The following is a 22,726-nucleotide window of genomic DNA, read 5'->3' on the forward strand; positions in this document are numbered from 1 at the left end:
CGACCGTGGTGGGTTCGACCGTCGTGACGACCGTGGTCCGCGTCGGGACGACGATCGTGGTGGTTTCCGCGGTGGTCGTGACGACCGCGGCGGTGACCGTGGCGGTTTCCGTCGTGACGACAGCCGTGGCGAGCGGCCCCAGCGGAGTGACTTCCGCGGCCGTGACGACCGTGGCGGCGACCGGGGTGGCTTCCGCCGTGACGACCGCGGTGGCGACCGTGGCGGTTTCCGTCGTGACGACCGTGGCCCGCGCCGCGACGACGACCGTGGTGGCTTCCGCAGGGATGACCGCGGCGGCGACCGCGGCGGCGAGCGTGGGGGCGACCGTGGCGGCTTCCGCCGTGACGATCGCGGTGACCGCGGTGGCGACCGCGGCGGGTTCGACCGTCGTGACGACCGTGGCCCGCGCCGCGACGACGACCGTGGTGGCTTCCGCAGGGATGACCGCGGCGGCGACCGCGGTGGCTTCCGCGGCCGTGACGACCGCGGTGGCGACCGTGGCGGCTTCCGCCGTGACGACCGTGGCCCCCGTCGGGACGACGACCGCGGTGGGTACCGCGGCCGGGACGACCGTCGCGGTGGCGCCGGTGGTGGCGGTGGCGGGCGTTTCCGCGAGGAGCGGGAGCGTGAGCGGGACCGCGAGCCGATCAAGCGGCTGCCGATCCCCGAGGAGGTCACCGGCGACGAGCTGGACAAGGACGTCAAGCAGGAGCTCCAGAGCCTGCCGAAGACGCTCGCCGAGGACGTCGCGCGCAACCTGGTGATGGTCGCCCGGCTGATCGACGAGGACCCCGAGGGCGCCTACGGCTACTCGCGGGTGGCGCTGCGGCTCGCGTCGCGTGTCGCCGCGGTGCGTGAGGCCGCCGGCTTCGCCGCCTACGCGAACCAGAAGTACTCCGAGGCGCTGGCCGAGTTCCGTGCCGCCCGCCGGATGACCGGCAACGTGGAACTGTGGCCCGTGATGGCCGACTGCGAGCGCGGTATGGGCCGTCCCGAGAAGGCCCTCGACATGGCCGGCGCTCCCGACGTGCAGCGGCTGGACAAGGCCGGCCAGGTCGAGATGCGCCTGGTCGCCGCTGGAGCCCGCCGTGACATGGGGCAGCTCGACGCGGCGATCGTGACGCTGCAGAGCCCCGAGCTGGCCTCCAGCGCCGTGCACCCGTGGACCGCGCGGCTGCGGTACGCCTACGCGGACGCGCTGCTCGAGGCCGGGCGCGAGTCGGAGGCGCGTGAGTGGTTCGCCAAGGCGGTCGAGTCCGACCGTGACGGCAGCACCGACGCCTCGGACCGGCTGGCCGAGCTGGACGGCGTGGAGTTCGTGGACGCGCTGGACGAGGACGCCGCCGACGAGGACGAGCAGGCGCTCGGTTCCGTCGTCGAGGCGCCCTACGCCGCGGACGACGACGCGCCCTACGCCGACGACGACGCGGACGACGACGCCGACGACGCGGAGGAGCGCGACGAGCGGCGCACCGGGGTCGAGCGTGACGAGCAGGACCAGGACGACGACGTCGCGGGCGACTTCGTGCCCGAGGGCCACGAAGGCCACGAAGGCCACGAGGGCGACGAGGGCGACGAGGGCGACGAGGACCGCGAGGGCGTCGAGCGGAAGAAGTCCGAGGACGACGACCAGGTCTGACGGCGGGTGACCTGCAAGTCTCCCGACGCGTGAGGACATGAGGAAGGGCGGGGCCAAGAGGCCCCGCCCTTTCTCGTTTCCACGCGGCGCCCCAGGTCACTCCCCGACCAGGCGAAGGACCAGCCCGGAGGCCGGCTTCGGCCCGAAGGAGGTGGACTTGCGGGGCACGGTGACGCCCTGCTGGGCCAGCTCGCGGACCACGTCCTCGCGCACCGGGTTGAGCAGGACGGCCGTGCCGCCCTCCCGTTCGGCCTTCCGGACGGTGGCCTCGGCGTCGTGGATGTAGGTGATCTGCTCCGGCGAGTCCTCAGGGACGTGCCACACGTGCTCGAGCAATGCGCAGTGCAGCACGGTGGCGTCCATCGAACGCCAGGCGTCGGGCCGCCCGGACGGCACCGTGCGGGCGAGCAGGTGGGGGTCGGGGCGGTCGGCGAGGTGGAAGGCGCCGTCGCCGGTGAGCAGGAAGGCGTTGCCCTCGGCGGACGCCGCCGCGAGGTGCTCCAGGGCCTCGGGCAGGGTGACGTCCAGGCGGCGGACGCGGAACAGGCCGGTCAGGGCGGCCAGCGCGTCGGAGACCGGCAGCCGGCGCAGCAGCCGGTGGATGGCACGGACCCGCAGCGGATAGCGGGCGGTGTCCACCAGGAGCACCAGTCCGTGGTCCCAGGGGCCCGGAGAGGGCCGCTGGGAGTCGCGGAGCCTGAGGTAGGTGGCCCAGCGGTGGTGGCCGTCGGCGATGAGCGCCTGCCGGCCGCGCAGGTCGTCCTGGGCCGTGGCCTGTTCGGCGGGGTCGGTGACGGCCCACAGGCGGTGGGTGACCCCGTCCTCGGTCACGGTGGACAGCAGCGGCTCGCGGGCCGCGGCGGCCTCGACGACGGCGGCGGCGCCGGAGGTCTCGCCGTCGCTCCGGTAGGAGAGCAGGAGTGGTTCGAGGTTCGCGGAGGTCGCCCGCATCAGGGCGGCCCGGTCGGCCACCACATGCGGCATCACGTCCTCGTGGGGGAGGACCACACCCTCGTCGGGGTCGGAGAGACGGAGGGCGCCGATCAGGCCGCGCTGCAGCGCGCCGTCGTCGGCCCGCTGCTCGTAGACGTAGAGCGCGGGTTCCTCCTCGACGGTCAGCACGCCGTCGTCGAGCCAGCGGCGCAGGGTCGCGGCGGCGCGCGCGTTGCGCTCGTCGGGGTCGAGGGCCTGCGGGAGGATCAGCCGGACGATGTTGTGCGGGTCCAGTGCCTCCAGGTGGTGGAGGCCGTCGGGGCGGACCACCACGTCGTAGGGCGGGGAGGTGACGGCGGCCAGGCTGCGGACCTGGCCGGCCGCGTACCGCAGGCCCCGGAACGGGCTGAGTTCGAGTCCGTGCCGCTCCTGCTCCCCGTGGTGACCTGCTGTGCTCATTGGAGCATCGTATGTGCGCACCTGGCGTGAGGGATCATCGGGGGAAGAGGGCTGGACCCCCAGCGGCGCAGAAGGAGCGATGGACATGAGCCAGACCGTCAGGACCCGGCCCGAGGGCAGCGGCGGGCAGGTGCTGCGCGAGGCCTACGACACGGCCCTGCTCGACCTGGACGGCGTGGTGTACGCGGGCGGGGAGGCCATCGTGCACGCGGTGGACTCGCTGGCCGTCGCGCGGGACGCGGGCATGCACCTCGCCTACGTCACCAACAACGCGCTGCGGACACCCGACACGGTGGCCGGGCACCTGACGGAGCTGGGCATACCGACCGAGGCCGGTGAGGTGATCACCTCGGCGCAGGCGGTGTCCCGGCTGGTGGCCGAGGCGCTGCCGGAGGGCTCACGGGTGCTGGTGGTCGGCGGCGAGGGGCTGCGGGTGGCGCTGCGGGAACGCGGCCTGGTGCCGGTCGAGTCCGCGGACGACGACCCGGCGGCCGTGGTCCAGGGGTACGGCGGGCCGGAGATCGCCTGGGGGCGGTTCGCGGAGGCCTGCTACGCCATCGCGCGCGGACTGCCGTGGTTCGCGTCCAACACCGACCTGACGGTGCCGACGGCGCGGGGCATCGCGCCCGGGAACGGGGCGGCGGTCGAGGTGGTGCGGCTGGCCACGGGCGCGGAGCCGAAGGTGGCGGGCAAGCCGCTGCCGCCGATGCACCGGGAGACCGTGCTGCGGACCGGCGCGCGGCGGCCGCTGGTCGTCGGGGACCGTCTGGACACCGACATCGAGGGCGCGTTCAACGGGGACGTGGACTCGCTGCTGGTGCTGACCGGCGTCACCGACGGGGCCCGGCTGCTGGCGGCGGTGCCGGAACACCGGCCCACCTACGTCGACGCCGACCTGCGGGGGCTGCTGGCGCCGCAGCCCGAGGTGACGCCGGAGGGCGACGGGTTCCGGTGCGGCGGCTGGACGGCGGTGGCCGGTCCGAAGGAGCTGACGCTGGACGGCGACGGCGGGCCGATGGACGGCCTGCGGGCGCTGTGTGCGGCGGCTTGGACGGCCGGCGGGCAGGAGGCCTGTTCGCTCGACGCGGGGAAGGCGCTGGCCCGGCTGGGGCTCTGACCGGCGGAGGGCCGGCGCACGGTCGGCGCGCGGCGGGCGGAGGGCCGGCGGGGGACTCCCCGAGGAGCTGGTCGGGGATCGCGTGTGCGGGAGGGGAACGGGGGAGCGGGGCCGCGGGTTGGTTAGGTTAACCTAACCGGGTGGTCACAGACACTCCCTCCACGCAGCGCGTCGCGCCGCCGTCCGCCGGGGTCCCACGGCAGCGGCGGCGCTCCGCCGCCAAGGCCGTCGGCCTGGTGGCGGCCCTCGCGCTGCTGGTCGTCGTCGCGACGGCGAGCATCGCGGTCGGCGCCAAGCCTCTGACCATGAGCCAGGTCTGGCACGGGCTCTTCGCGGACACCGGAACCTACGGCGACGTCGTCGTGGGGGAGCGGCTGTCGCGGACCGTGCTGGGACTGCTGGCGGGCGCGGCGCTCGGTCTGGCCGGAGCGGTGCTCCAGGCGCTGACCCGCAACCCGCTCGCCGACCCCGGCCTGCTCGGCATCAACGCGGGCGCCTCGGCGGCGGTGGTCACGGCCATCACCTTCTTCGGCGTCACCTCGGTCGGCGGCTACGTGTGGTTCGCCTTCGCGGGCGCCATGGTGGTGGGCGCGCTGGTGTGGTTCCTCGGCGGCAGCCGGGGCGCGACGCCGGTCAGGCTGGCGCTGGCGGGCATGGCGATCGCCGCCGCGCTCCAGGGCTACCTGCAGGCGCTGATGATCCTCGACGAGGCGGCGCTGGGGCGGATGCGGTTCTGGACCGTCGGCTCGCTGGGCGCCGCGTCCTGGCAGAGCATCGGACAGGTGCTGCCGTTCATCGCCGTCGGCACGGTGCTGGCGCTGGCGCTGGCCCGGCCGCTGAACGCGATGGAGATGGGCGACGACACCGCCCGGGCGCTCGGCGCCCACCTCAACCGGACCCGGGCGCTGTCCATGCTGGCGGCCACCCTGCTGTGCGGGGCGGCCACCGCGGCCTGCGGGCCGATCGTCTTCGTCGGGCTGATGGTCCCGCACGTGGTGCGCTCCTTCACCGGGCCTGACCTGCGCTGGATCCTGCCGTACGCCACCGTGCTCTCCCCGGTGCTGCTGCTGGGCGCCGACGTGATCGGGCGGGTCGTGGTGCGGCCGTCCGAGCTGCAGGTCGGCATCGTCACGGCGGTCATCGGCGGGCCGCTCTTCATCTTCCTGGTCCGACGGCGGAGGACGGCGCAGCTGTGACAACCCCGAAGACCTCCCCACGTCCGGGCGCCGGGCGCCGGACCACCGCGCAGCCCGTGCTGCGGATCGGCGGGCGCGTCTCGCTGCGGATCCGGGTGCGCGCGGTGGCCGTGGTCGCGGCGCTGGTCCTCGTCGCGTTCGCCGCGGCGGTGGTGCTGATCGGCACCGGCGACTTCCCGATGTCCTTCGGGGACGTGCTGGGCGTGCTGTTCGGCGAGGGACACCCGGCCGACGAACTGATCGTGCGGGAACTGCGGCTGCCGCGGGTGCTGGTGGGACTGCTGGTCGGCGCCGCGCTGGGGCTGGCCGGCGCGCTGTTCCAGGCCGTCTCGCGCAACCCGCTGGGCAGCCCGGACATCCTCGGCCTCGGCCAGGGCGCGACGGCGGGCGCCCTGACCATGATCGTGCTGTTCTCCGGCAGTGCCGCCGCCGTGACGGCCGGGGCGCTGGTCGGCGGACTGGTCACCGGCACGGCGATCTACCTGCTGGCCTGGAAGCGCGGCGTGCACGGCTACCGGCTGGTGCTGGTCGGCATCGGTGTCAGCGCGGTGATGACCGCGGTCAACAGCTACCTGATCACCAAGGCCGACATGGTCGACGCCGCGCGGGCCGTGGTGTGGATGACCGGCTCGCTGTCCGGGCGGGACTGGGCCCAGGTGTGGCCGCTGCTGGCGCTGTGCCTGGTGCTGGTGCCGCTGGTGCTGGCCAACGAGCGGGGCCTGCGGATGACCGAGATGGGCGACGACGCGTCCTACGCGCTGGGCGTGCGCGTCGAGCGGGTGCGGCTGGTGATGCTGGGCTGCGCGGTGCTGCTGGCGTCGGCCGCGACGGCGGCGGCCGGACCGGTCGCGTTCGTGGCGCTCACCGCGCCGCAGCTCGCGCGGCGGCTCACCCGGACGCCGGGGCCCAACCTGGTGCCGTCGATGGCCATGGGCGCGGCCCTGCTGATCGTCGCGGACCTGCTGTCGCAGCGGGCCTTCGGCTCCGACCAGCTGCCGGTCGGTGTGGTCACCGGCGCGCTGGGCGGCGTCTACCTGCTGTGGCTGCTGGTCGCCGAGCGGAAGGCCGGACGGGTATGAGCACGCGCCACGACGGCGTCGGAACGACGGGCATGAAGCACATGGGGAAGAGGAGCACCGGCGCCGTGAACCGACTGTCGGCCGAGAACGTCACCCTCGCCTACGAGCAGCGCGTCATCGCGCGGGAGTTGTCGGTGGAGATCCCCGACAACTCGTTCACGGTGATCGTCGGTCCCAACGCCTGCGGGAAGTCGACGCTGCTGCGGGCGCTGTCGCGGATGCTGCGGCCCAGCGAGGGGCGGGTGCTGCTGGACGGGCAGGTCATCCAGTCGCTGCCGGCGAAGAAGGTGGCGCGCACGCTCGGGCTGCTGCCGCAGTCGTCGGTCGCCCCGGACGGCATCACGGTCGCCGACCTGGTGGCCCGCGGCCGCTACCCGCACCAGGGGCTGCTGCGGCAGTGGTCCCCCGAGGACGAGCGGGTGGTCCAGGAGTCCATGGAGCGCACCGGCGTCGCCGGGCTGGGGGACCGGTACGTCGACGAGCTCTCCGGGGGGCAGCGGCAGCGGGTGTGGATCGCGATGGCGCTCGCCCAGGAGACGCCGCTGCTGCTGCTGGACGAGCCGACCACGTACCTGGACATCCAGCACCAGCTCGACGTGCTCGACCTGTGCGCGGAGCTGCACGAGGAGCACGGGCGGACGCTGGTGGCGGTCCTGCACGACCTCAACCACGCGGCGCGGTACGCGACGCATCTGATCGCGCTGCGGGAGGGTGAGGTCGTCGCGGAGGGGGCGCCGGGGGACGTGGTGACGGCGGAGCTGGTGGAGCGGGTGTTCGGGATCCGGTGCCAGGTGATCGCCGACCCCGAGACCGGCACGCCTCTGGTCGTCCCGGCCTCCCGCAAGACCCGCGCGGCCTTCCCCGCGTAACGCCGCGACCGGTTTTGCTGCCGCGCCGTGGGCCTGGCGGGGTGGCCCGGCCCTGCTGCCCGCCCTGCCGTAGCGCGGCGGGCAGCAGGGCCGACACACCTGCCGCCTCCCCGGGGGCAATCGTGCCGCTGGGGCGGCACGGGTGGGCGCGGGGGCCCACGTCCTCGGCAGGCGGCTCGCTCCACGTGAGGTAAGCCCCTTTGGGAAGGGGGCGGGTCGGGGGAACAAGACGGCGCTGTCCACCGGGGCTGAGCCCTGAGCTGCGCTGCGGCGAGGTCCCGTGGGCACGGTGCCGTCGGCTTGCGCACGGTGGGGGAGCCGCTCGCCGCGGGGGCGCCGCCCTGCGCCCGCCCGTGCCGCCCCCTGGGCGGCCCAGCCGCCCGCAGGGGGTGCGGGCACGGTGCACGGTGCGGCGCGGGGAGGGTGGGAACGGTGCCGCGGGGAGGGTGGGTGCGGTGCGCTGGAGGGGCGGCTGGGTCAGAGGAGGGTGCGGAGGTGGAGGAGGTCGCGGAGGGGGGCTTCGAGGCGGAGGCGGCCGGTGGCCCAGGCGCGGGGGAACGGGAGGGTGCCGGCGACCAGGGCGAGGAGGTCGTCGCCGGTGGTGGAGAGGCGGATGCGGGCCGGTTCGGAGGGCCGCCCGGGAAGGACGTCCCGCACCTCCAGGCGGCCCCCGGACAGCCGCCCGGTGAAGGTGACGTCCAGATCGGTGACGTGGCAGCTCACGGTCCGCTCGACCCCCGCCGCCTCCCGCACCGCGGCCGACGCGGACGCCAGACGCCCGGCGAGCTCCTCCAGTGCCGCACGGCACTCCTCGATCGTGGCCATCGCGACAGACGGTACCCCCGCTCCACGCGGTAGCGTCGTGCCATGAGCGACACACCACCCGAACCGGCGGCCGAGGAGGCCGAAGGGGCGCAGGAGCAGACCGGCGACCCGGCCGACGAACCGGCCGCCCCCGCCCCGCTCGGTGTGCCCCGCACGCCCACCGGCGACGCCCGGGTCGACACCGCGCTGGAGCGGCTCGCCGACGCCGACCACCTCGCCGCCGACGGCCACCTCGAGGTGTACGAGGATGTACACGGGGCGCTGCGCGAGGCGCTCACCGCGCTGGACAACCCCATCGCGTCGATGCCGCACGACAACAGGAGCTGAACCGAACGTGGCAGGAGTGGCACGCCGCCGTCTCGACGCCGAACTGGTGCGCAGGAAGCTGGCCCGCTCGCGGGAGCACGCGAGCCAGCTGATCGCCGCCGGGCGGGTCACCGTCGGCAAGGCCGTGGCGACCAAGCCCGCCACCCAGGTGGAGACCGCGGCGGCGATCGTGGTCGCCCAGGACGACGGCGACCCCGAGTACGTCTCGCGGGGCGGCCACAAGCTGGCCGGCGCGCTGGAGGCGTTCGTGCCGCTTGGTCTGAAGGTCGAGGGGCGGCGGGCGCTGGACGCCGGAGCCTCCACCGGCGGATTCACCGACGTGCTGCTGCGCGCCGGCGCGGCCCACGTGGTGGCCGTCGACGTCGGCTACGGGCAGCTGGCCTGGTCGCTGCAGAGCGACGACCGGGTGACGGTGAAGGACCGCACGAACGTCCGGGAGCTGACCGTCGAGCAGATCGACGGCGTGCCCGTCGACCTGGTCGTCGGCGACCTGTCGTTCATCCCGCTCGGCCTGGTGCTGCCCGCCCTGGTGAGCTGCACGGCGCCCGACGCGGACCTGGTGCTGATGGTCAAGCCGCAGTTCGAGGTGGGCAAGGAACGCCTCGGCAGCGGAGGCGTGGTGCGCAGCCCGGAGCTGCGCGCCGAGGCGGTGCGGGAGGTCGCGCGGCGGGCGGGCGAGCTGGGGCTCGGCGTCCTCGGCGTCACCGCCAGCCCGCTGCCCGGACCGTCCGGGAACGTCGAGTACTTCCTGTGGCTGCGTGCCGGGGCGCCCGCCCTGGACCCGGCCGACGTCGAACGCGCAGTGGCGGAGGGGCCGCGTTGAGCGAGAGCAGAACGGACGGGCAGGACCGCACGGTCTTCCTGCTCGCCCACACGGGGCGCCCCGCGGCCATCCGCAGCGCCGAACTGGTGGTGCGCGGGCTGCTCGACGCCGGACTCGGCGTGCGGGTGCTGGAGTCCGAGGCGCACGACCTGCCGCTGCCGGACAGCGTGCGGACGGTCGCCGAGGCCACGCCCGAATGCCTGGACGGGTGCGAGCTGCTGATCGTCCTCGGCGGCGACGGCACCCTGCTGCGCGGCGCGGAGTTCGCCCGTGCCTCCGGCGTGCCGATGCTGGGCGTCAACCTGGGGCGGGTCGGCTTCCTCGCCGAGGCCGAGCGGGACGCGCTCGACCAGGTCGTGGAGCGGGTGGTCGCCCGCGACTACGAGGTCGAGGAGCGGATGACGGTCGACGTGGAGGTGCACCGCAACGGCAGCGTCGTCCACACCGACTGGGCGCTCAACGAGGCCGCCGTGCAGAAGGTCTCCGCGGAGAAGCTCCTCGAGGTCGTCCTGGAGATCGACGGACGGCCGGTGACCGGCTTCGGCTGCGACGGGATCATCTGCGCCACGCCCACCGGATCGACCGCCTACGCCTTCTCGGCCGGCGGGCCGGTGGTGTGGCCCGAGGTCGAGGCGCTGCTGATGGTGCCGATCAGCGCGCACGCGCTGTTCGCCAAGCCGCTGGTCACCTCGCCGGACTCGGTGCTGGTGGTCGAGGTGCTGCCGCACATCCCGCCCGGCGTGCTGTGGTGCGACGGACGGCGCACGGTCGAACTCCCGCCCGGGGCGCGGGTGGAGGTCCGCCGGGGCGCCGTTCCGGTGCGGCTGGCGCGGCTGCACCACGCCTCGTTCACCGACCGGCTGGTGGCCAAGTTCGCCCTCCCCGTCTCCGGCTGGCGCGGCGCGCCGCACTGACCGGCGGCGCCTGCGGGCGGCACGCCCGGACGGGGGCGCGTCGCGATCATGGCCGAAGACCTCGTAAGGTCGGGGGCGTGTTGGAGGAGATGCGGATACGGTCGCTCGGAGTCATCGACGACGCGGTCGTCGAGCTGTCCCCCGGTTTCACCGCCGTCACCGGCGAGACCGGCGCGGGCAAGACGATGGTCGTCACCAGCCTCGGTCTGCTGCTCGGCGGACGCGCCGATCCCGCCCTGGTGCGGATCGGCGCGAAGAACGCGGTGGTCGAGGGCCGCATCGCGCTGCCCGCCGGCGCGCCCGTCGTCACCCGTGCCGAGGAGGCCGGCGCCGAGCTCGACGACGGAGCCCTGCTGATCAGCCGCACGGTGTCCGCCGAGGGCCGCTCGCGCGCCCACCTGGGCGGGCGCGGCGTGCCCGTCGGACTCCTCGCGGAGCTGGCCGACGAACTGGTCGCGGTGCACGGGCAGACCGACCAGCAGGGCCTGCTGAAGCAGAACCGCCAGCGCCAGGCACTGGACCGGTACGCGGGCGCGGCGGTGGCCGGCCCGCTGGAGAAGTACACGGACGCCTACCGGCGGCTGCGGGCGGTCTCCGCCGAGCTCGAGGAGATCACCACCCGGGCCCGTGAGCGCGCCCAGGAGGCCGACCTGCTCCGGTACGGCCTGGAGGAGATCAACGCCGTCGAGCCGCGGCAGGGCGAGGACACCGAGCTGGCCGCCGAGGCGCAGCGGCTCGGGCACGCCGAGGCGCTGGCGCAGGCCGCCACCGTCGCGCACACCGCGCTGGCCGGCGACCCGGAGGACCCCGAGGGCGTCGACGCCGGCTCCCTCGTCTCCGGCGCCCAGCGCGCCCTGGAGGCGGTCCGCTCGCACGACCCGGCGCTGGCCGCGCTGGCCGACCGGGTCGGCGAGATCGGCATCCTGCTCGCCGACGTCTCCGGCGAACTCGCCGGGTACGCCGGAAACCTGGACGCCGACCCGCGCCGACTCGCCGCCGTGGAGGAGCGCCGGGCCGCGCTGACCGCGCTGACGCGCAAGTACGGCGAGGACGTCGCCGCGGTGCTGGCCTGGGCGGAGCAGTCGGCCGCCCGGCTCACCGAGCTCGAGGGCGACGACGACCGGGTGGGCGACCTCACCGCCGAGCGGGACGCGCTGCGCGTCGAACTCGGCACGCTGGCTCAGCAGTTGACCGACGCGCGGACCGAGGCCGCCGAGCGGTTCGCCGCCGCGGTCACCGAGGAGCTGGCCTCGCTGGCCATGCCGCACGCGCGGGTCTCGTTCTCCGTCCGGCAGACCGAGGACCCCGAGGGCGTCGAGGTCGGCGGCCGCACGGTCGCCTACGGGCCGGCCGGCGTCGACGAGGTCGAGCTGCTGCTCGCCCCGCATCCCGGCGCCCCGGCGCGGCCCATCGCCAAGGGCGCGTCCGGCGGTGAGCTGTCCCGGGTGATGCTCGCCGTCGAGGTGGTCTTCGCCGGCACCGACCCCGTCCCGACCTACCTGTTCGACGAGGTCGACGCGGGCGTCGGCGGCAAGGCCGCGGTGGAGATCGGGCGTCGTCTCGCCCGGCTGGCGCGGACCGCTCAGGTCGTCGTCGTCACCCATCTGCCGCAGGTGGCGGCGTTCGCCGACCGGCAGCTGCTCGTGGAGAAGACCAACGACGGGTCGGTCACCCGTTCGGGCGTGAAGGTGCTCGAGGGGGAGGACCGGATCCGTGAGCTGTCGCGGATGATGGCGGGCCAGGAGGACTCCGAGACGGCCCGGGCCCACGCCGAGGAGCTCCTGGAGTCGGCGGCGGCGGCGCGCGCCGAACTCTGAGCGGAACGGCCCGTGCGGGTGGAGCCGGTCGGCGGGCCGCCCGGGCTCTGGCATCCTAGGCGGCGACCGAACGAGCACGGGCGGGCGGCGGGGGACCCTCGCGGGCCCGCCGCCCGGCCGCCGCACCCCGGTGACCGACCGCACGAAGACCGCACGACGCTCGACCAGGAGCCCAGGCGCCCGTGACCCTTGTGAACACCCCTGCCCCCACCGGCCTCACGCCGCTGCGCACCGTCCAGGTGACCGGTGGCAGCGCGGCCGGGAGCACCCATGTGCGGTCGCTGACCGCCGGCCTGGTCGCCAGGGGCGTGCGGGTGACGGTGTGCGCCCCCAGCGACACCGAACACACCTACGGGTTCACCGCCGTGGGGGCGCGGCACGTGCCGATCCCGCGCAGCAGTGATCCCGCCTCGGTGGCGGCGCTGCGCATCGCGTGCGCCGACGCCGACGTGGTGCACGCGCACGGGCTGCACGCCTCGTTCCGCACCGCGTTGGCGCTGGGCGGCCGCCGTACGCCGCTGGTGGTGACCTGGCACAACCGGGCCAGGGCCGAGGGCGCGGCGCGGGCGGCGGTGCTGAAGGTGCTGGAGCGGCGGGTGGTGCGGGCGGCCGCGGTGGTCCTCGGGACCTCCTCCGGCCTGGTGGACCGGGCCCGGCGGCGGGGCGCGCGGGACGCGCGGCTGTCCGCCGTAGGCATGCCGCGCGCCCTGCCGCCGGGTGGGGCACGGCCCGCCGGGGGAGACGGCGGCGACCTCCACGGCGACCTCCACGGCGACCGGCGGGCGAAGCTGCGGGCCGAACTCGGCGCGCTGGGGCGGCCGCTGGTCCTCGCGGTGGGCGCCCTGGAGGAGGGCCGCGGCCACCGGCTGCTGCTGGACGCCGCGCGACGGTGGCGGGGCGCGGGGGACGGCCCGCTGGTCGTGGTGTGCGGAGAGGGCTCGCTGCGGGGGGAGTTGCAGCAGCGGATCGAACAGGAAGGGCTGCCGGTACGGCTGTTGGGGCGGCGGGAGGACCTGGCGTCCCTGCTGACGGCGGCGGACGTGGCGGTGGTGCCGGACTGCGCGGAGGGCCGCTCGCTGCTGGCCCAGGAGGCGCTGCACGCGGGCGTCCCGCTGGTCGCGGCGGACCTGCCGGGGATGGCCGAACTGGTCGGCGACGGGGCGGAACTGGTGCCCGCCGGCGACGCCGGCGCCCTCGCCGGGAAGGTCTCCACGGTCCTCGCCGACCCGGCGTGGCGGGAGGAACTGGTGCGGCGGGGAGTCTCGCAGGCCGCGGGGTGGCCCACCGAGGACGAGACGGTCGCCCAGGTCCTCAGCGTCTACGACGAGCTCGCCCAGCCCCTGCCGCTCACCTGAGGGGACTGTCGGTCCCCGGGGCTACCGTTGCCTTCATGACCGACGACCGGACCTTCCCCGCAGCGCTGACGGCCGTGAGCCGGGTGGCGTTCGACTACGACCACGGGCGTGGCATCGACTACGAGCCGTACGGCGCCTTCCTGTCCGCCGAGGAGACCACCGAGTGGTTCCGCGCCTGGACGGGCAACGACGAGGTCGACGGCGACGCGTTCCGGATGTTCGGGCAGCAGGGCGCGGGCGGGCTGGTGGCCCTGTGGCTGGTACGGAAGGGGCGGCCCCTGGCCGAACAGCCCGTGGTGTACCTGGGGTCGGAGGGGGAGACCGTGCACCTCGCCCGTGACCTGGCCGACTTCCTGTGGCTGCTGGCGCAGGGGGTCGGGCCGACGGACGTCGCCCACGGGGACGGGGTGGGGGACGAGGACCGGAGGGCACGCCCGGACGCGGCCATGACGACGGTGGCCGAACGCTTCGCGGCCGGGCGGAGGCGGGAGCCCCAGGCGATCCTCCGCGACGCCGCCGAGGGCATACCCGACCTCGAGGACACCGTCCTCGCCCTCTGCGGCTGAGCCCTCCCGCAGCGGCCCCACGTGCGAAGGCCGGACGGGGCCGCGGCGTGCGCGGGCCCGGCCTCGCCGGTGGGGGCGAGGCCGGGCCCGGGAGCGGCGGGGTCAGCCGCCGTAGGCGCCGGAGGCGGTGAGGCGCAGGGCGGTGTCGATGAGCGGGACGTGGCTGAAGGCCTGGGGGAAGTTGCCCACCTGACGCTGGTGCTTGGAGTCCCACTCCTCCGCCAGCAGGCCCAGGTCGTTGCGCAGCGACAGCAGCTTCTCGAACAGCCGCCGCGCCTCGTCGACCCGCCCGATCATCGCCAGGTCGTCCGCCATCCAGAAGGAGCAGGCCAGGAACGCCCCCTCGTCGCCCGCCAGGCCGTCCACGTTGTCCTCACCGGGGTGGGTGGGGTAGCGCAGGATGAACCCGTCCGGCGTCGACAGCTCCCGCTGGATCGCCTCGATCGTGCCGATGACCCGCTTGTCGTCCGGCGGCAGGAACCCGACCTGCGGGATCAGCAGCAGCGACGCGTCCAGCTCCTGCGAGCCGTACGACTGGGTGAAGGTGTTGCGCTCCGGGTCGTAGCCCTTCTCGCAGACGTCCCGGTGGATGTCGTCGCGCAGCTCCCGCCAGCGCTCCAGCGGACCCTCCGCGTCGCCGGACTCGACCAGCTTGATGGTGCGGTCCACCGCCACCCAGGCCATGACCTTGGAGTGCACGAAGTGGCGGCGCGGACCGCGCACCTCCCAGATGCCCTCGTCCGGCTGGTTCCAGTGGTTCTCCAGGTAGCGGATCAGCTTCAGCTGGAGCTGCGAGGCGTAGTCGTTGCGGGACAGGCCGGTCATGTGCGCCAGGTGCAGCGCCTCGATCGTCTCGCCGTACACGTCCAGCTGCAGCTGATGGGCCGCGCCGTTGCCGACCCGGACCGGGGCGGAGTTCTCGTAGCCCGGCAGCCAGTCCAGCTCCGCCTCGCCGAGCTCGCGCTCGCCGGCGATGCCGTACATGATCTGCAGGTTCTCCGGGTCGCCCGCGACCGCCCGCAGCAGCCACTCGCGCCAGGCGCGGGCCTCCTCGCGGTAGCCGGTGCGCAACAGCGAGGACAGGGTGATCGCCGCGTCACGCAGCCAGGTGTAGCGGTAGTCCCAGTTGCGGACGCCGCCGATCTCCTCGGGCAGCGAGGTGGTCGGCGCGGCGACGATGCCGCCGGTGGGCGCGTACGTGAGCGCCTTCAGCGTGATCAGCGAACGGATCACGGCCTCCCGGTAGGGGCCGTGGTACGTACACAGGGCCACCCACTCGCGCCAGAAGTCGTCGGTCGCCGCCAGCGACTGCTCCGGCTCCGGCAGCGGCGGCGGCTCCTTGTGCGAGGGCTGCCAGGACAGCGTGAAGCCGAACCGGTCGCCCTCGGAGACGTCGAAATCGGTGTAGGTGGTGAGGTCCTGGCCGAAGGTCGTCAGGTCGTCCTCCTCACCGGCCGCCTCGAGCACGTCGGTGTCGAACCACACGGAGTCCGGGCCGGCGATGCCGACCAGACGCCCGTTGCGGCGGTGCACCCAGGGCACGATGCGGCCGTAGGAGAACCGCATCCGCAGCGCGGAGCGCATGGGGACCTTGCCCGACACGCCCTCCACGATCCGGATGACCTGCGGAGCCCCGTCACGCGGCGGCATGAAATCGGTCACCCGGACGGTGCCCTCCGGGGTGTCCCACTCCGACTCCAGGACGAGGGAGTCGCCCCGGTAGCGGCGGCGGGTCGCGGCGGGCGCTGCGGCCTCCGGCGCGTGGGCGGGCCCGACGCGCCAGAACCCGTGATCCTCGGTGCCCAGCAGGCCGGCGAAAATGGCCTGAGAGTCGAAGCGGGGCAGGCACAGCCAGTCCACCGTGCCGTCCCGGCAGACCAGGGCGGCGGTCTGCATGTCTCCGATGAGTGCGTAGTCCTCGATACGCCCGGCCACGTGCAACTCCAGTCGAACGGCCACATCGTCCCGGCAGGGACGGTCGCTCTCTTGCGGTCAAGTCAAAGGGGGAGTGAAGCGGAAAGAATCTGTAGTTCGCTTGAGTGTGAGCTGACGCTCCCGTATGTCCGGTGTATCCGGGGACACGGCCTGTGACACGGGCTTGGGTGGTGCCGTCTTGCCCGGCCGGGCGGTCAGCGAGTGTCCGAGCAGGATACGACGCATGATGATGATGCGCGCGACGCTCGGGGCAACAAGAGTGATCCGAACGGGTGGGCGGCCGGTGACGCCGGGAAGGCGCAGGTCACGGCGGTGGCCCAGGTGCGCGGACGCCTTTGGTCCCGCGCGCTGATACCCTGGTAGCCCGTGGACCGGTGGGAGAAAAACCCCGGCACCGCAGCGACGGCCCCCCCGGCGAAACCGGGTCGGCAAGCCGCTCCGCATCCTGACGACACCGCCACCACGGGAGCCCCCCTTTGGCCATGCCCGCTGCTTTTCGAAACAGCAACGCCACGACGACCAAGCACATCTTCGTCACCGGGGGTGTCGCCTCCTCGCTCGGGAAGGGCCTGACGGCTTCCAGCCTCGGCATGCTGCTGAAGGCCCGCGGTCTGCGTGTCGTCATGCAGAAGCTGGACCCCTACCTGAACGTCGACCCGGGCACGATGAACCCCTTCCAGCACGGTGAGGTGTTCGTCACCAACGACGGCGCCGAGACCGACCTGGACATCGGCCACTACGAGCGCTTCCTCGACCGCGACCTCGACGGCTCGGCCAACGTCACCACCGGCCAGGTCTACTCCACGGTCATCGCCAAGGAGCGCCGGGGCGAGTACCTGGGCGACACCGTCCAGGTCATCCCGCACATCACCAACGAGATCCGGCACCGCATCCGCCGCATGGCGACGGACGAGGTCGACGTCGTGATCACCGAGGTGGGCGGCACCGTCGGCGACATCGAGTCGCTGCCCTTCCTGGAGACGGTCCGCCAGGTCCGCCACGAGGTCGGCCGCGACAACGTGTTCGTGGTGCACATCTCGCTGCTGCCGTACATCGGCCCCTCCGGCGAGCTGAAGACCAAGCCCACCCAGCACTCGGTGGCCGCGCTGCGCAACATCGGCGTGCAGCCGGACGCCATCGTGCTGCGCTGCGACCGCGAGGTCCCCACCGCCATCAAGCGCAAGATCTCGCTGATGTGCGACGTCGACGAGGACGCCGTGGTGGCCTGCCCGGACGCCCGTTCCATCTACGACATCCCGAAGACCATCCACGGCGAGGGCCTGGACGCCTACGCGGTGCGCCGGCTCGACCTGCCGTTCCGCGACGTCGACTGGACCACCTGGGACGACCTGCTGGACCGCGTCCACAACCCCGACCACGAGATCACCCTGGCTCTGGTCGGCAAGTACATCGACCTGCCCGACGCCTACCTGTCGGTGACCGAGGCGCTGCGCGCCGGCGGCTTCGCCAACAAGGCCCGCGTCAAGATCAAGTGGGTCACCTCCGACGACTGCCGGACCCCGGCCGGCGCCGCCGAGCAGCTCGGCGACGTCGACGGCATCTGCATCCCCGGCGGCTTCGGCGACCGCGGCGTCTCCGGCAAGGTCGGCGCCATCCAGTACGCCCGCGAGAACCGCGTCCCGCTGCTGGGCCTGTGCCTGGGCCTGCAGTGCATCGTGATCGAGGCGGCCCGCAACCTGGCCGGCATCCCCGACGCCAACTCCACCGAGTTCGACCCGGCGACCGCCCACCCGGTGATCTCCACCATGGCCGAGCAGATGGACATCGTCTCCGGCGAGGGCGACATGGGCGGCACCATGCGCCTGGGCATGTACCCGGCCAAGCTGGCCGAGGGCTCCGTCGTGCGCGAGGTGTACGACGAGAAGGAGTACGTCGAGGAGCGCCACCGTCACCGCTACGAGGTGAACAACGCCTACCGCGCGGAGCTCGAGAAGAAGGCGGGCATCCTCTTCTCCGGCACCTCCCCGGACGGCAAGCTCGTCGAGTACGTGGAGTACCCGCGCGAGGTGCACCCGTACCTGGTGGCCACCCAGGCCCACCCGGAGCTGCGCTCCCGCCCGACCCGCCCGCACCCGCTGTTCGCCGGTCTGGTGAAGGCCGCGGTCGACCGTCAGCAGGGGACCGGCGCCTACGCCGGCTGAGCGGCCGGCCGCGCGCCGCGACCGGCGCCCGTGGTGATCGTTGCGGCGATCGGGTGACGATACGGTGGCCGGGGTACGCGCCTTTCGAGGGCGCGTGCCCCGGCTTCGGCGTTTTTTCGCGCGCTGTTTCCCCGGTGTCGAGAGTGGTGAGTTGTGGTGGAGAGGACTGGCCCGATGACCGACCAGGTGATCAAGGACGCCCCGGAGGAGTGGGAGATCCGCTCGTCGAGCACCCCGTTCACGGGCAAGAAGACCTCCGTGCGGACCGACGAGGTGGTGATGCCCGGCGGCGCGGTCGTCGGCCGTGACTACCAGGTGCACCCCGGCTCGGTGGCCGTGCTGGCGCTGGACGGGCAGGACCGCGCGGTGGTGCTGCGCCAGTACCGGCACCCGGTGCGCCAGAAGCTGTGGGAGATCCCGGCCGGCCTGCTGGACGTGCCCGGTGAGAACCCGCTGCACGCCGCCCAGCGCGAGCTGTACGAGGAGGCGCACGTCAAGGCCGAGGACTGGCGGGTCCTCGCCGACGTCTACACCACCCCCGGCGGCTGCGACGAGGCGGTGCGGATCTTCCTGGCGCGCGGGCTCTCCGACGCCGAGGGCGACCGCTTCGAGGTCGAGGACGAGGAGTCCGACATGGAGCTCGCCCGCGTCCCGGTCGCGGACCTGGTGCGCGGCGTGCTGGCGGGGGAGCTGCACAACAACTGCCTGGTGGTCGGCGTGCTGTCGCTGGTCGCGGCACGCGCCGGCGACGGGCTGGAGGCGCTGCGGCCCGCCGAGGCGCCGTGGCCCGCCCGGCCGTTCGAGGCGTAGTTCCTTCGGGCGGGGCGCAGTCCTTCGGGCAGGAGCAGGACATCTCGCGCGGGGCGCGGCCGGTTCGGACGAACGGGCCGCGCCCCGCGTCCGGTCGGGGGACCGGGCGCGTGTGGTCCCCCGTTGCGCCGCCCCGGTGTGAACTACGCTCGTGCAAGGCCCCGCGGACGGGGTGGCGCGCGCGTGCATGACGGGAGTGTGGCCCGTGACCGACCAGGCGGTGGACACCGGCAGCCAGGCGTCGACGGACACGGCGCGACGGCCCTCCGGAGAGCCGTCCGCGCCGCCACCGGCCCCCGCCCCGGCGCCGCACACCCCGCCCGGCCGGACGCGGCGGCAGGAGCGCCCCGCGCCCGCCTCGGGCTTCGTGGGACGGTCCCGTGAGCTCAAGGAACTGCTGGCGGACATCGAACGGGCGGGCCTCAACACCATCGCCGGCCGCAAGGCCCCGCGCGCCCGCGTCCTGCTCGTCGCGGGCCGGCCCGGCTCGGGCCGCAGCGACCTCGCCGAGGAACTGGTCCGCCGGATCGCCGACCGCTACCCCGACGGGGTCCTGCGGGCCCGGCTCACCGAACCCGGCGGCCGCCCGGTCCCCGCGGGCCGGGCCGCCCGCCGCCTCCTCGAGGCGTTGCCGGCCCCGGCGACCGTGCCCGCCCCCGCCGCGGCCGTGCGGCCCGCGCCCGCCGACGAGGCGCCCGCCGATGCCGCCGATGCCGTGCCGCCCGCCGATGCCGCGCACACCGCTGATGCAGTGCCGCCCGCCGACGCGGCGCTCGCCGATGCCCCGCCCGGCGGTCACGCGCTCGCGGGGGAAGCGTCCGGATCGCGATCCGCGGCCGCGGCCGTCGCGCCCGGGGCGGAGGACGACGAGGTGACCGCCGCGCTGCGGCAGGCGCTGGCCGGACGGAGGGTGCTGCTCCTCCTGGACGACGCCGCCGACGCGGAGCAGGTCGACGAGCTGGTCCCCGACTCGCCGGACTGCCTGGTGGTCGCCGTCGCCCGCGGCCCCCTCACCGGCATCCCCGACGTGCGGCCCTGCGTCGTCGGCGGTCTGGACACCCGCTCCGCCGTCGACCTGCTCACCCGCCGGATCGGGGAGGTCCGGGTCACCGTCGACCCCTGCTCCACGCAGCAGCTGGCCGAGGAGTGCCACGGCGAGCCCGCCACCCTGCTGCTCGCGGGCGGCTGGCTCGCCGACCGCCCCAAGGTCGCCGTCGCCGACCTGGTGGCCCAGCTGCGCGCCGACCCGGCGGCCGGCCCGCTGGAGCGCATGCTCGGACTGGTCCACGACGGTCTCCCCGCGGCCGCCGCGCGGATGCTGCGGCTGCTGTCCCTCGCCCCCGCCGGGGTGGTCGACCCGCACACCGCCTCGGCCCTGGCCGGCTGCACCCCGCAGACCGCGACGGAGACCCTGGACAGGTTCCACCGCCTCGCACTGCTGCGACAGGTGCCGGCCGCCGGCCTGCTCTACGAGGTCCCCGGCTGCCTGCACCCCCTGCTCGCCGCCCTCGCCGGGCGCCTGGACCGTCCCGCGGAGCTGCGGCTGGCCCGCGCCCGCGCGCTGGAGCGCACGGTCCGGCTGCTGCACGCCTGCCGCGTCGCCACCGGGGTCGACGAGGGCGCCCGCGTCCGGCAGCAGGCGCTGCCGCGGGCCCTGCGCTTCCCCGGCCCCCGGGAGGCCGCCGCCTGGCTCACCGAACGCCGTGACCTGCTCCTGGCCGCCGCCAGGACGGCCGCCGACGACGGGGAGCTGGACACCCTGGCCCGCCGCCTGATGTCCCAGCTGGTGCGCGCCCTGGTCGCGCACGCCGACGACGACGGGACGGCCGCCGACCTGTACGCGCTCCACCAGCTGATGCTGGACGTCGCCGGCCGGCGCGGACTCGCCCGCGAGAAGGCCGCGGCCCTGCTCAACCTCGCCGACCTGGACGCCCGCACCGGCCGCGCGGCCGAGGCGCTGACCCGCTACCGGGCCGCCCTGGACGCCGGGCGCCAGGCCCAGGACCCCTACGCCGTCGGCCGGGCCATGGAGTCCATCGGCGCCGCCCACCAGGAGCTCGGCGACCTCGACCGGGCCGCCGACTGGTACGGCCGCGCCCTCGCCGAACGCCTCGCCCGCGACCAGCGCGCCGAGGCGGCCCGGCTCTACGGCCGTATCGCCACCGCCCACGCCCGCGCCGGGCGGCACGAGGAGGCGCTGCGTCACTGGCGGGCCGCCGTCACCGAGCACCGGCGCGGCGACGACCTGGCGGCCTGCGCGCGCGCCCTGGGGGAGCTGGCGCACGCCCAGGAGCACACCGGGCGCTTCGAGGAGTCCCTGCGCACCTGCCGCGAGGCGATCACCTGGGCCCGCCGCGCCGAGGACGGACGGCTGGAGGCCGGGCTGCACCTGAGGCTGGCCGACGTCCTGGAGCGTCTGGGGGACCCGTCCGCCGCCCGGCTGCACCGGCACAGCGCGGAGCGCCTGACGGCGGAGGACCCCTCCGACGTGCCCCGCTGACCCGGTAGTGCACGGGTCGTCCCGGATCGTCTTCCCGGCCCCTGCGAATTCAGTGGCGTATCCCTCGGGTAACGCTGGCTTTACAAGGCTAGACAGAGGGAAATCCTTCATTAGACTGGCGATGTCGCCGTTCTCCGGCGTGTATCCCGGTGTGCTCACATGTGACCGGTATATCCGTGCATGCCCCGGCAGCACCCCGCCGCCGCTTGTGCTCCCCCATGCCCCCGATTGCAAGGACCGTGATCGACGTGAAGGTCGGCATCCCCCGCGAGGTCAAGAACAACGAGTTCCGCGTGGCCATCACCCCGCCGGGTGTCCACGAGCTGGTGCGCCACGGCCACGAGGTCGTCGTCGAGCGGAACGCCGGCCTCGGCTCGTCGATCACCGACGAGGAGTACGTCGCCGCCGGCGCCCGGATCCTCGGGACCGCCGACGAGGTGTGGGCCGCGGCCGACATGATCCTCAAGGTCAAGGAGCCGATCGCCGAGGAGTACCACCGCCTCCGCAAGGACCAGGTCCTCTTCACCTACCTGCACCTCGCCGCCGACCGTGCGGGCACCGAGGCGCTGATCGGCTCCGGCACCACGGCCATCGCCTACGAGACCGTCGAGGTCGACCGCACCCTGCCGCTGCTCGCCCCGATGTCCGAGGTGGCCGGCCGGCTCGCCCCGCAGGTCGGCGCCTACCAGCTGATGCGCGCCAACGGCGGCCGGGGCGTGCTGCCCGGCGGCGTCCCGGGCGTCGCCCCCGCCAAGGCCGTCGTGCTCGGCGGCGGCGTCTCCGGCTGGAACGCCACCCAGATCGCCGTCGGCATGGGCTTCCAGGTCACGCTGCTCGACCTGAACATCAACAAGCTGCGCGAGGCGGACAAGGTTTTCGGCACCACGGTGCAGACCGTCGTCTCCAACTCCTTCGAGATCGAGAAGGCGCTGGTCGAGGCCGACCTGGTCGTCGGCGCGGTGCTGATCCCCGGCGCCAAGGCCCCCAAGCTCGTCACCAACGAGCTGGTCTCGCGGATGAAGCCCGGCAGTGTCCTTGTCGACATCGCCATCGACCAGGGCGGCTGCTTCGAGGACTCCCGCCCCACCACGCACGCCGAGCCGACCTTCGCGGTGCACAACTCGGTGTTCTACTGCGTGGCCAACATGCCCGGCGCGGTGCCGAACACCTCCACCTACGCGCTGACCAACGCGACGCTTCCCTACGTCGTCCAGCTCGCCAACCGCGGCTGGGTCGAGGCGCTGCGCCGCGACGCGGCGCTCGCCAAGGGCCTCAACGTCCACGACGGTCAGGTCGTGTACCGCGAGGTCGCCGAGGCGCACGGTATGCAGCACGTCGCTCTGGAGAGCGTGCTCGGCTGAACCGTCCGTAAACGCGGGCGAGTCGACATTCCGACAAGA

17 protein-coding genes and 1 pseudogene are annotated in these 22,726 nt (G+C 74.4%); 15 read left to right on the forward strand and 3 right to left on the reverse strand.

Annotation, left to right across the window (positions count from 1 at the left end; all coding sequences use genetic code 11):
- Positions 1 to 655: 655 nt before the first annotated feature.
- Positions 656 to 1,339: pseudogene (locus ACFRAV_RS11860) on the forward strand (tetratricopeptide repeat protein); the annotation flags it as partial.
- Between the two features lie 396 nt (positions 1,340 to 1,735).
- On the opposite strand, the gene ACFRAV_RS11865 reads toward ACFRAV_RS11860, so the two are convergent.
- The gene (locus ACFRAV_RS11865) at positions 1,736 to 3,031 is read right to left on the reverse strand and encodes a DUF1015 family protein (protein ID WP_382554055.1); all 1,296 of its coding nucleotides are present in this window, start codon (positions 3,029 to 3,031) and stop codon (positions 1,736 to 1,738) included.
- Positions 3,032 to 3,116: 85 nt separating this feature from the next.
- Between ACFRAV_RS11865 and ACFRAV_RS11870 the strand changes: the two genes are divergently transcribed.
- From ACFRAV_RS11870 to ACFRAV_RS11885, 4 genes are all read left to right on the forward strand, one after another.
- Entirely contained in the window at positions 3,117 to 4,148 is a 1,032-nt protein-coding gene (locus tag ACFRAV_RS11870; RefSeq protein WP_382554058.1) for an HAD hydrolase-like protein, read from the forward strand.
- Positions 4,149 to 4,288: 140 nt separating this feature from the next.
- Entirely contained in the window at positions 4,289 to 5,344 is a 1,056-nt protein-coding gene (locus ACFRAV_RS11875) for a FecCD family ABC transporter permease (protein WP_382554061.1), read from the forward strand.
- A gap of 56 nt (positions 5,345 to 5,400) precedes the next feature.
- On the forward strand, positions 5,401 to 6,423 hold the full coding sequence (locus tag ACFRAV_RS11880; RefSeq protein WP_382554218.1) for a FecCD family ABC transporter permease: 1,023 nt from the start codon (positions 5,401 to 5,403) through the stop codon (positions 6,421 to 6,423).
- A gap of 32 nt (positions 6,424 to 6,455) precedes the next feature.
- Positions 6,456 to 7,292: an ABC transporter ATP-binding protein gene (locus tag ACFRAV_RS11885; protein ID WP_382554219.1), complete on the forward strand. Its 837-nt coding sequence runs from the start codon at positions 6,456 to 6,458 to the stop codon at positions 7,290 to 7,292.
- Positions 7,293 to 7,769: 477 nt separating this feature from the next.
- Here ACFRAV_RS11885 and ACFRAV_RS11890 read toward each other — a convergent pair whose 3' ends face one another.
- A complete protein-coding gene (locus ACFRAV_RS11890) occupies positions 7,770 to 8,117 on the reverse strand; it encodes an SCP2 sterol-binding domain-containing protein (protein WP_382554063.1) in 348 nt (115 codons plus the stop codon).
- 42 nt (positions 8,118 to 8,159) lie between these two features.
- Between ACFRAV_RS11890 and ACFRAV_RS11895 the strand changes: the two genes are divergently transcribed.
- The 6 genes from ACFRAV_RS11895 to ACFRAV_RS11920 all read left to right on the forward strand — a co-directional run bounded on the left by ACFRAV_RS11895 (position 8,160) and on the right by ACFRAV_RS11920 (position 13,919).
- Positions 8,160 to 8,444: a hypothetical protein gene (locus ACFRAV_RS11895; protein WP_382554066.1), complete on the forward strand. Its 285-nt coding sequence runs from the start codon at positions 8,160 to 8,162 to the stop codon at positions 8,442 to 8,444.
- 7 nt (positions 8,445 to 8,451) lie between these two features.
- Entirely contained in the window at positions 8,452 to 9,267 is an 816-nt protein-coding gene (locus tag ACFRAV_RS11900; RefSeq protein WP_382554069.1) for a TlyA family RNA methyltransferase, read from the forward strand.
- A complete protein-coding gene (locus ACFRAV_RS11905; protein ID WP_382554072.1) occupies positions 9,264 to 10,181 on the forward strand; it encodes an NAD kinase in 918 nt (305 codons plus the stop codon). Before ACFRAV_RS11900 ends, ACFRAV_RS11905 begins: the two co-directional genes overlap by 4 nt.
- Positions 10,182 to 10,270: 89 nt before the next feature.
- The gene (recN, locus tag ACFRAV_RS11910) at positions 10,271 to 11,998 is read left to right on the forward strand and encodes a DNA repair protein RecN (RefSeq protein ID WP_382554221.1); all 1,728 of its coding nucleotides are present in this window, start codon (positions 10,271 to 10,273) and stop codon (positions 11,996 to 11,998) included.
- 182 nt (positions 11,999 to 12,180) lie between these two features.
- On the forward strand, positions 12,181 to 13,353 hold the full coding sequence (locus ACFRAV_RS11915) for a glycosyltransferase family 4 protein (RefSeq protein ID WP_382554075.1): 1,173 nt from the start codon (positions 12,181 to 12,183) through the stop codon (positions 13,351 to 13,353).
- Positions 13,354 to 13,388: 35 nt separating this feature from the next.
- A complete protein-coding gene (locus ACFRAV_RS11920) occupies positions 13,389 to 13,919 on the forward strand; it encodes an SMI1/KNR4 family protein (RefSeq protein ID WP_382554078.1) in 531 nt (176 codons plus the stop codon).
- 102 nt (positions 13,920 to 14,021) lie between these two features.
- Here ACFRAV_RS11920 and ACFRAV_RS11925 read toward each other — a convergent pair whose 3' ends face one another.
- Complete coding sequence (locus ACFRAV_RS11925; protein WP_382554079.1) at positions 14,022 to 15,854, reverse strand: glycoside hydrolase family 15 protein; 1,833 nt, start codon at positions 15,852 to 15,854, stop codon at positions 14,022 to 14,024.
- A gap of 482 nt (positions 15,855 to 16,336) precedes the next feature.
- Here ACFRAV_RS11925 and ACFRAV_RS11930 point away from each other — a divergent pair, with 482 nt between their 5' ends.
- The 4 genes from ACFRAV_RS11930 to ald all read left to right on the forward strand — a co-directional run bounded on the left by ACFRAV_RS11930 (position 16,337) and on the right by ald (position 22,687).
- The gene (locus ACFRAV_RS11930; protein WP_382554082.1) at positions 16,337 to 18,016 is read left to right on the forward strand and encodes a CTP synthase; all 1,680 of its coding nucleotides are present in this window, start codon (positions 16,337 to 16,339) and stop codon (positions 18,014 to 18,016) included.
- Between the two features lie 174 nt (positions 18,017 to 18,190).
- Positions 18,191 to 18,826 carry an NUDIX domain-containing protein gene (locus ACFRAV_RS11935; protein ID WP_382554085.1) on the forward strand — a complete coding sequence of 212 codons (636 nt, stop codon included), beginning with the start codon at positions 18,191 to 18,193 and terminating at the stop codon, positions 18,824 to 18,826.
- A gap of 367 nt (positions 18,827 to 19,193) precedes the next feature.
- Positions 19,194 to 21,326, forward strand: a complete 2,133-nt coding sequence (locus ACFRAV_RS11940; RefSeq protein ID WP_382554223.1) for a tetratricopeptide repeat protein — start codon at positions 19,194 to 19,196, stop codon at positions 21,324 to 21,326.
- Between the two features lie 248 nt (positions 21,327 to 21,574).
- Positions 21,575 to 22,687, forward strand: coding sequence for an alanine dehydrogenase (gene ald, locus ACFRAV_RS11945; RefSeq protein ID WP_382554226.1), 1,113 nt, complete (start codon positions 21,575 to 21,577; stop codon positions 22,685 to 22,687).
- Positions 22,688 to 22,726: the final 39 nt, after the last annotated feature.

The sequence above is a fragment of the Streptomyces sp. NPDC056600 genome (assembly GCF_042792855.1).
Taxonomy (GTDB): Bacteria; Actinomycetota; Actinomycetes; order Streptomycetales; family Streptomycetaceae; genus Streptomyces.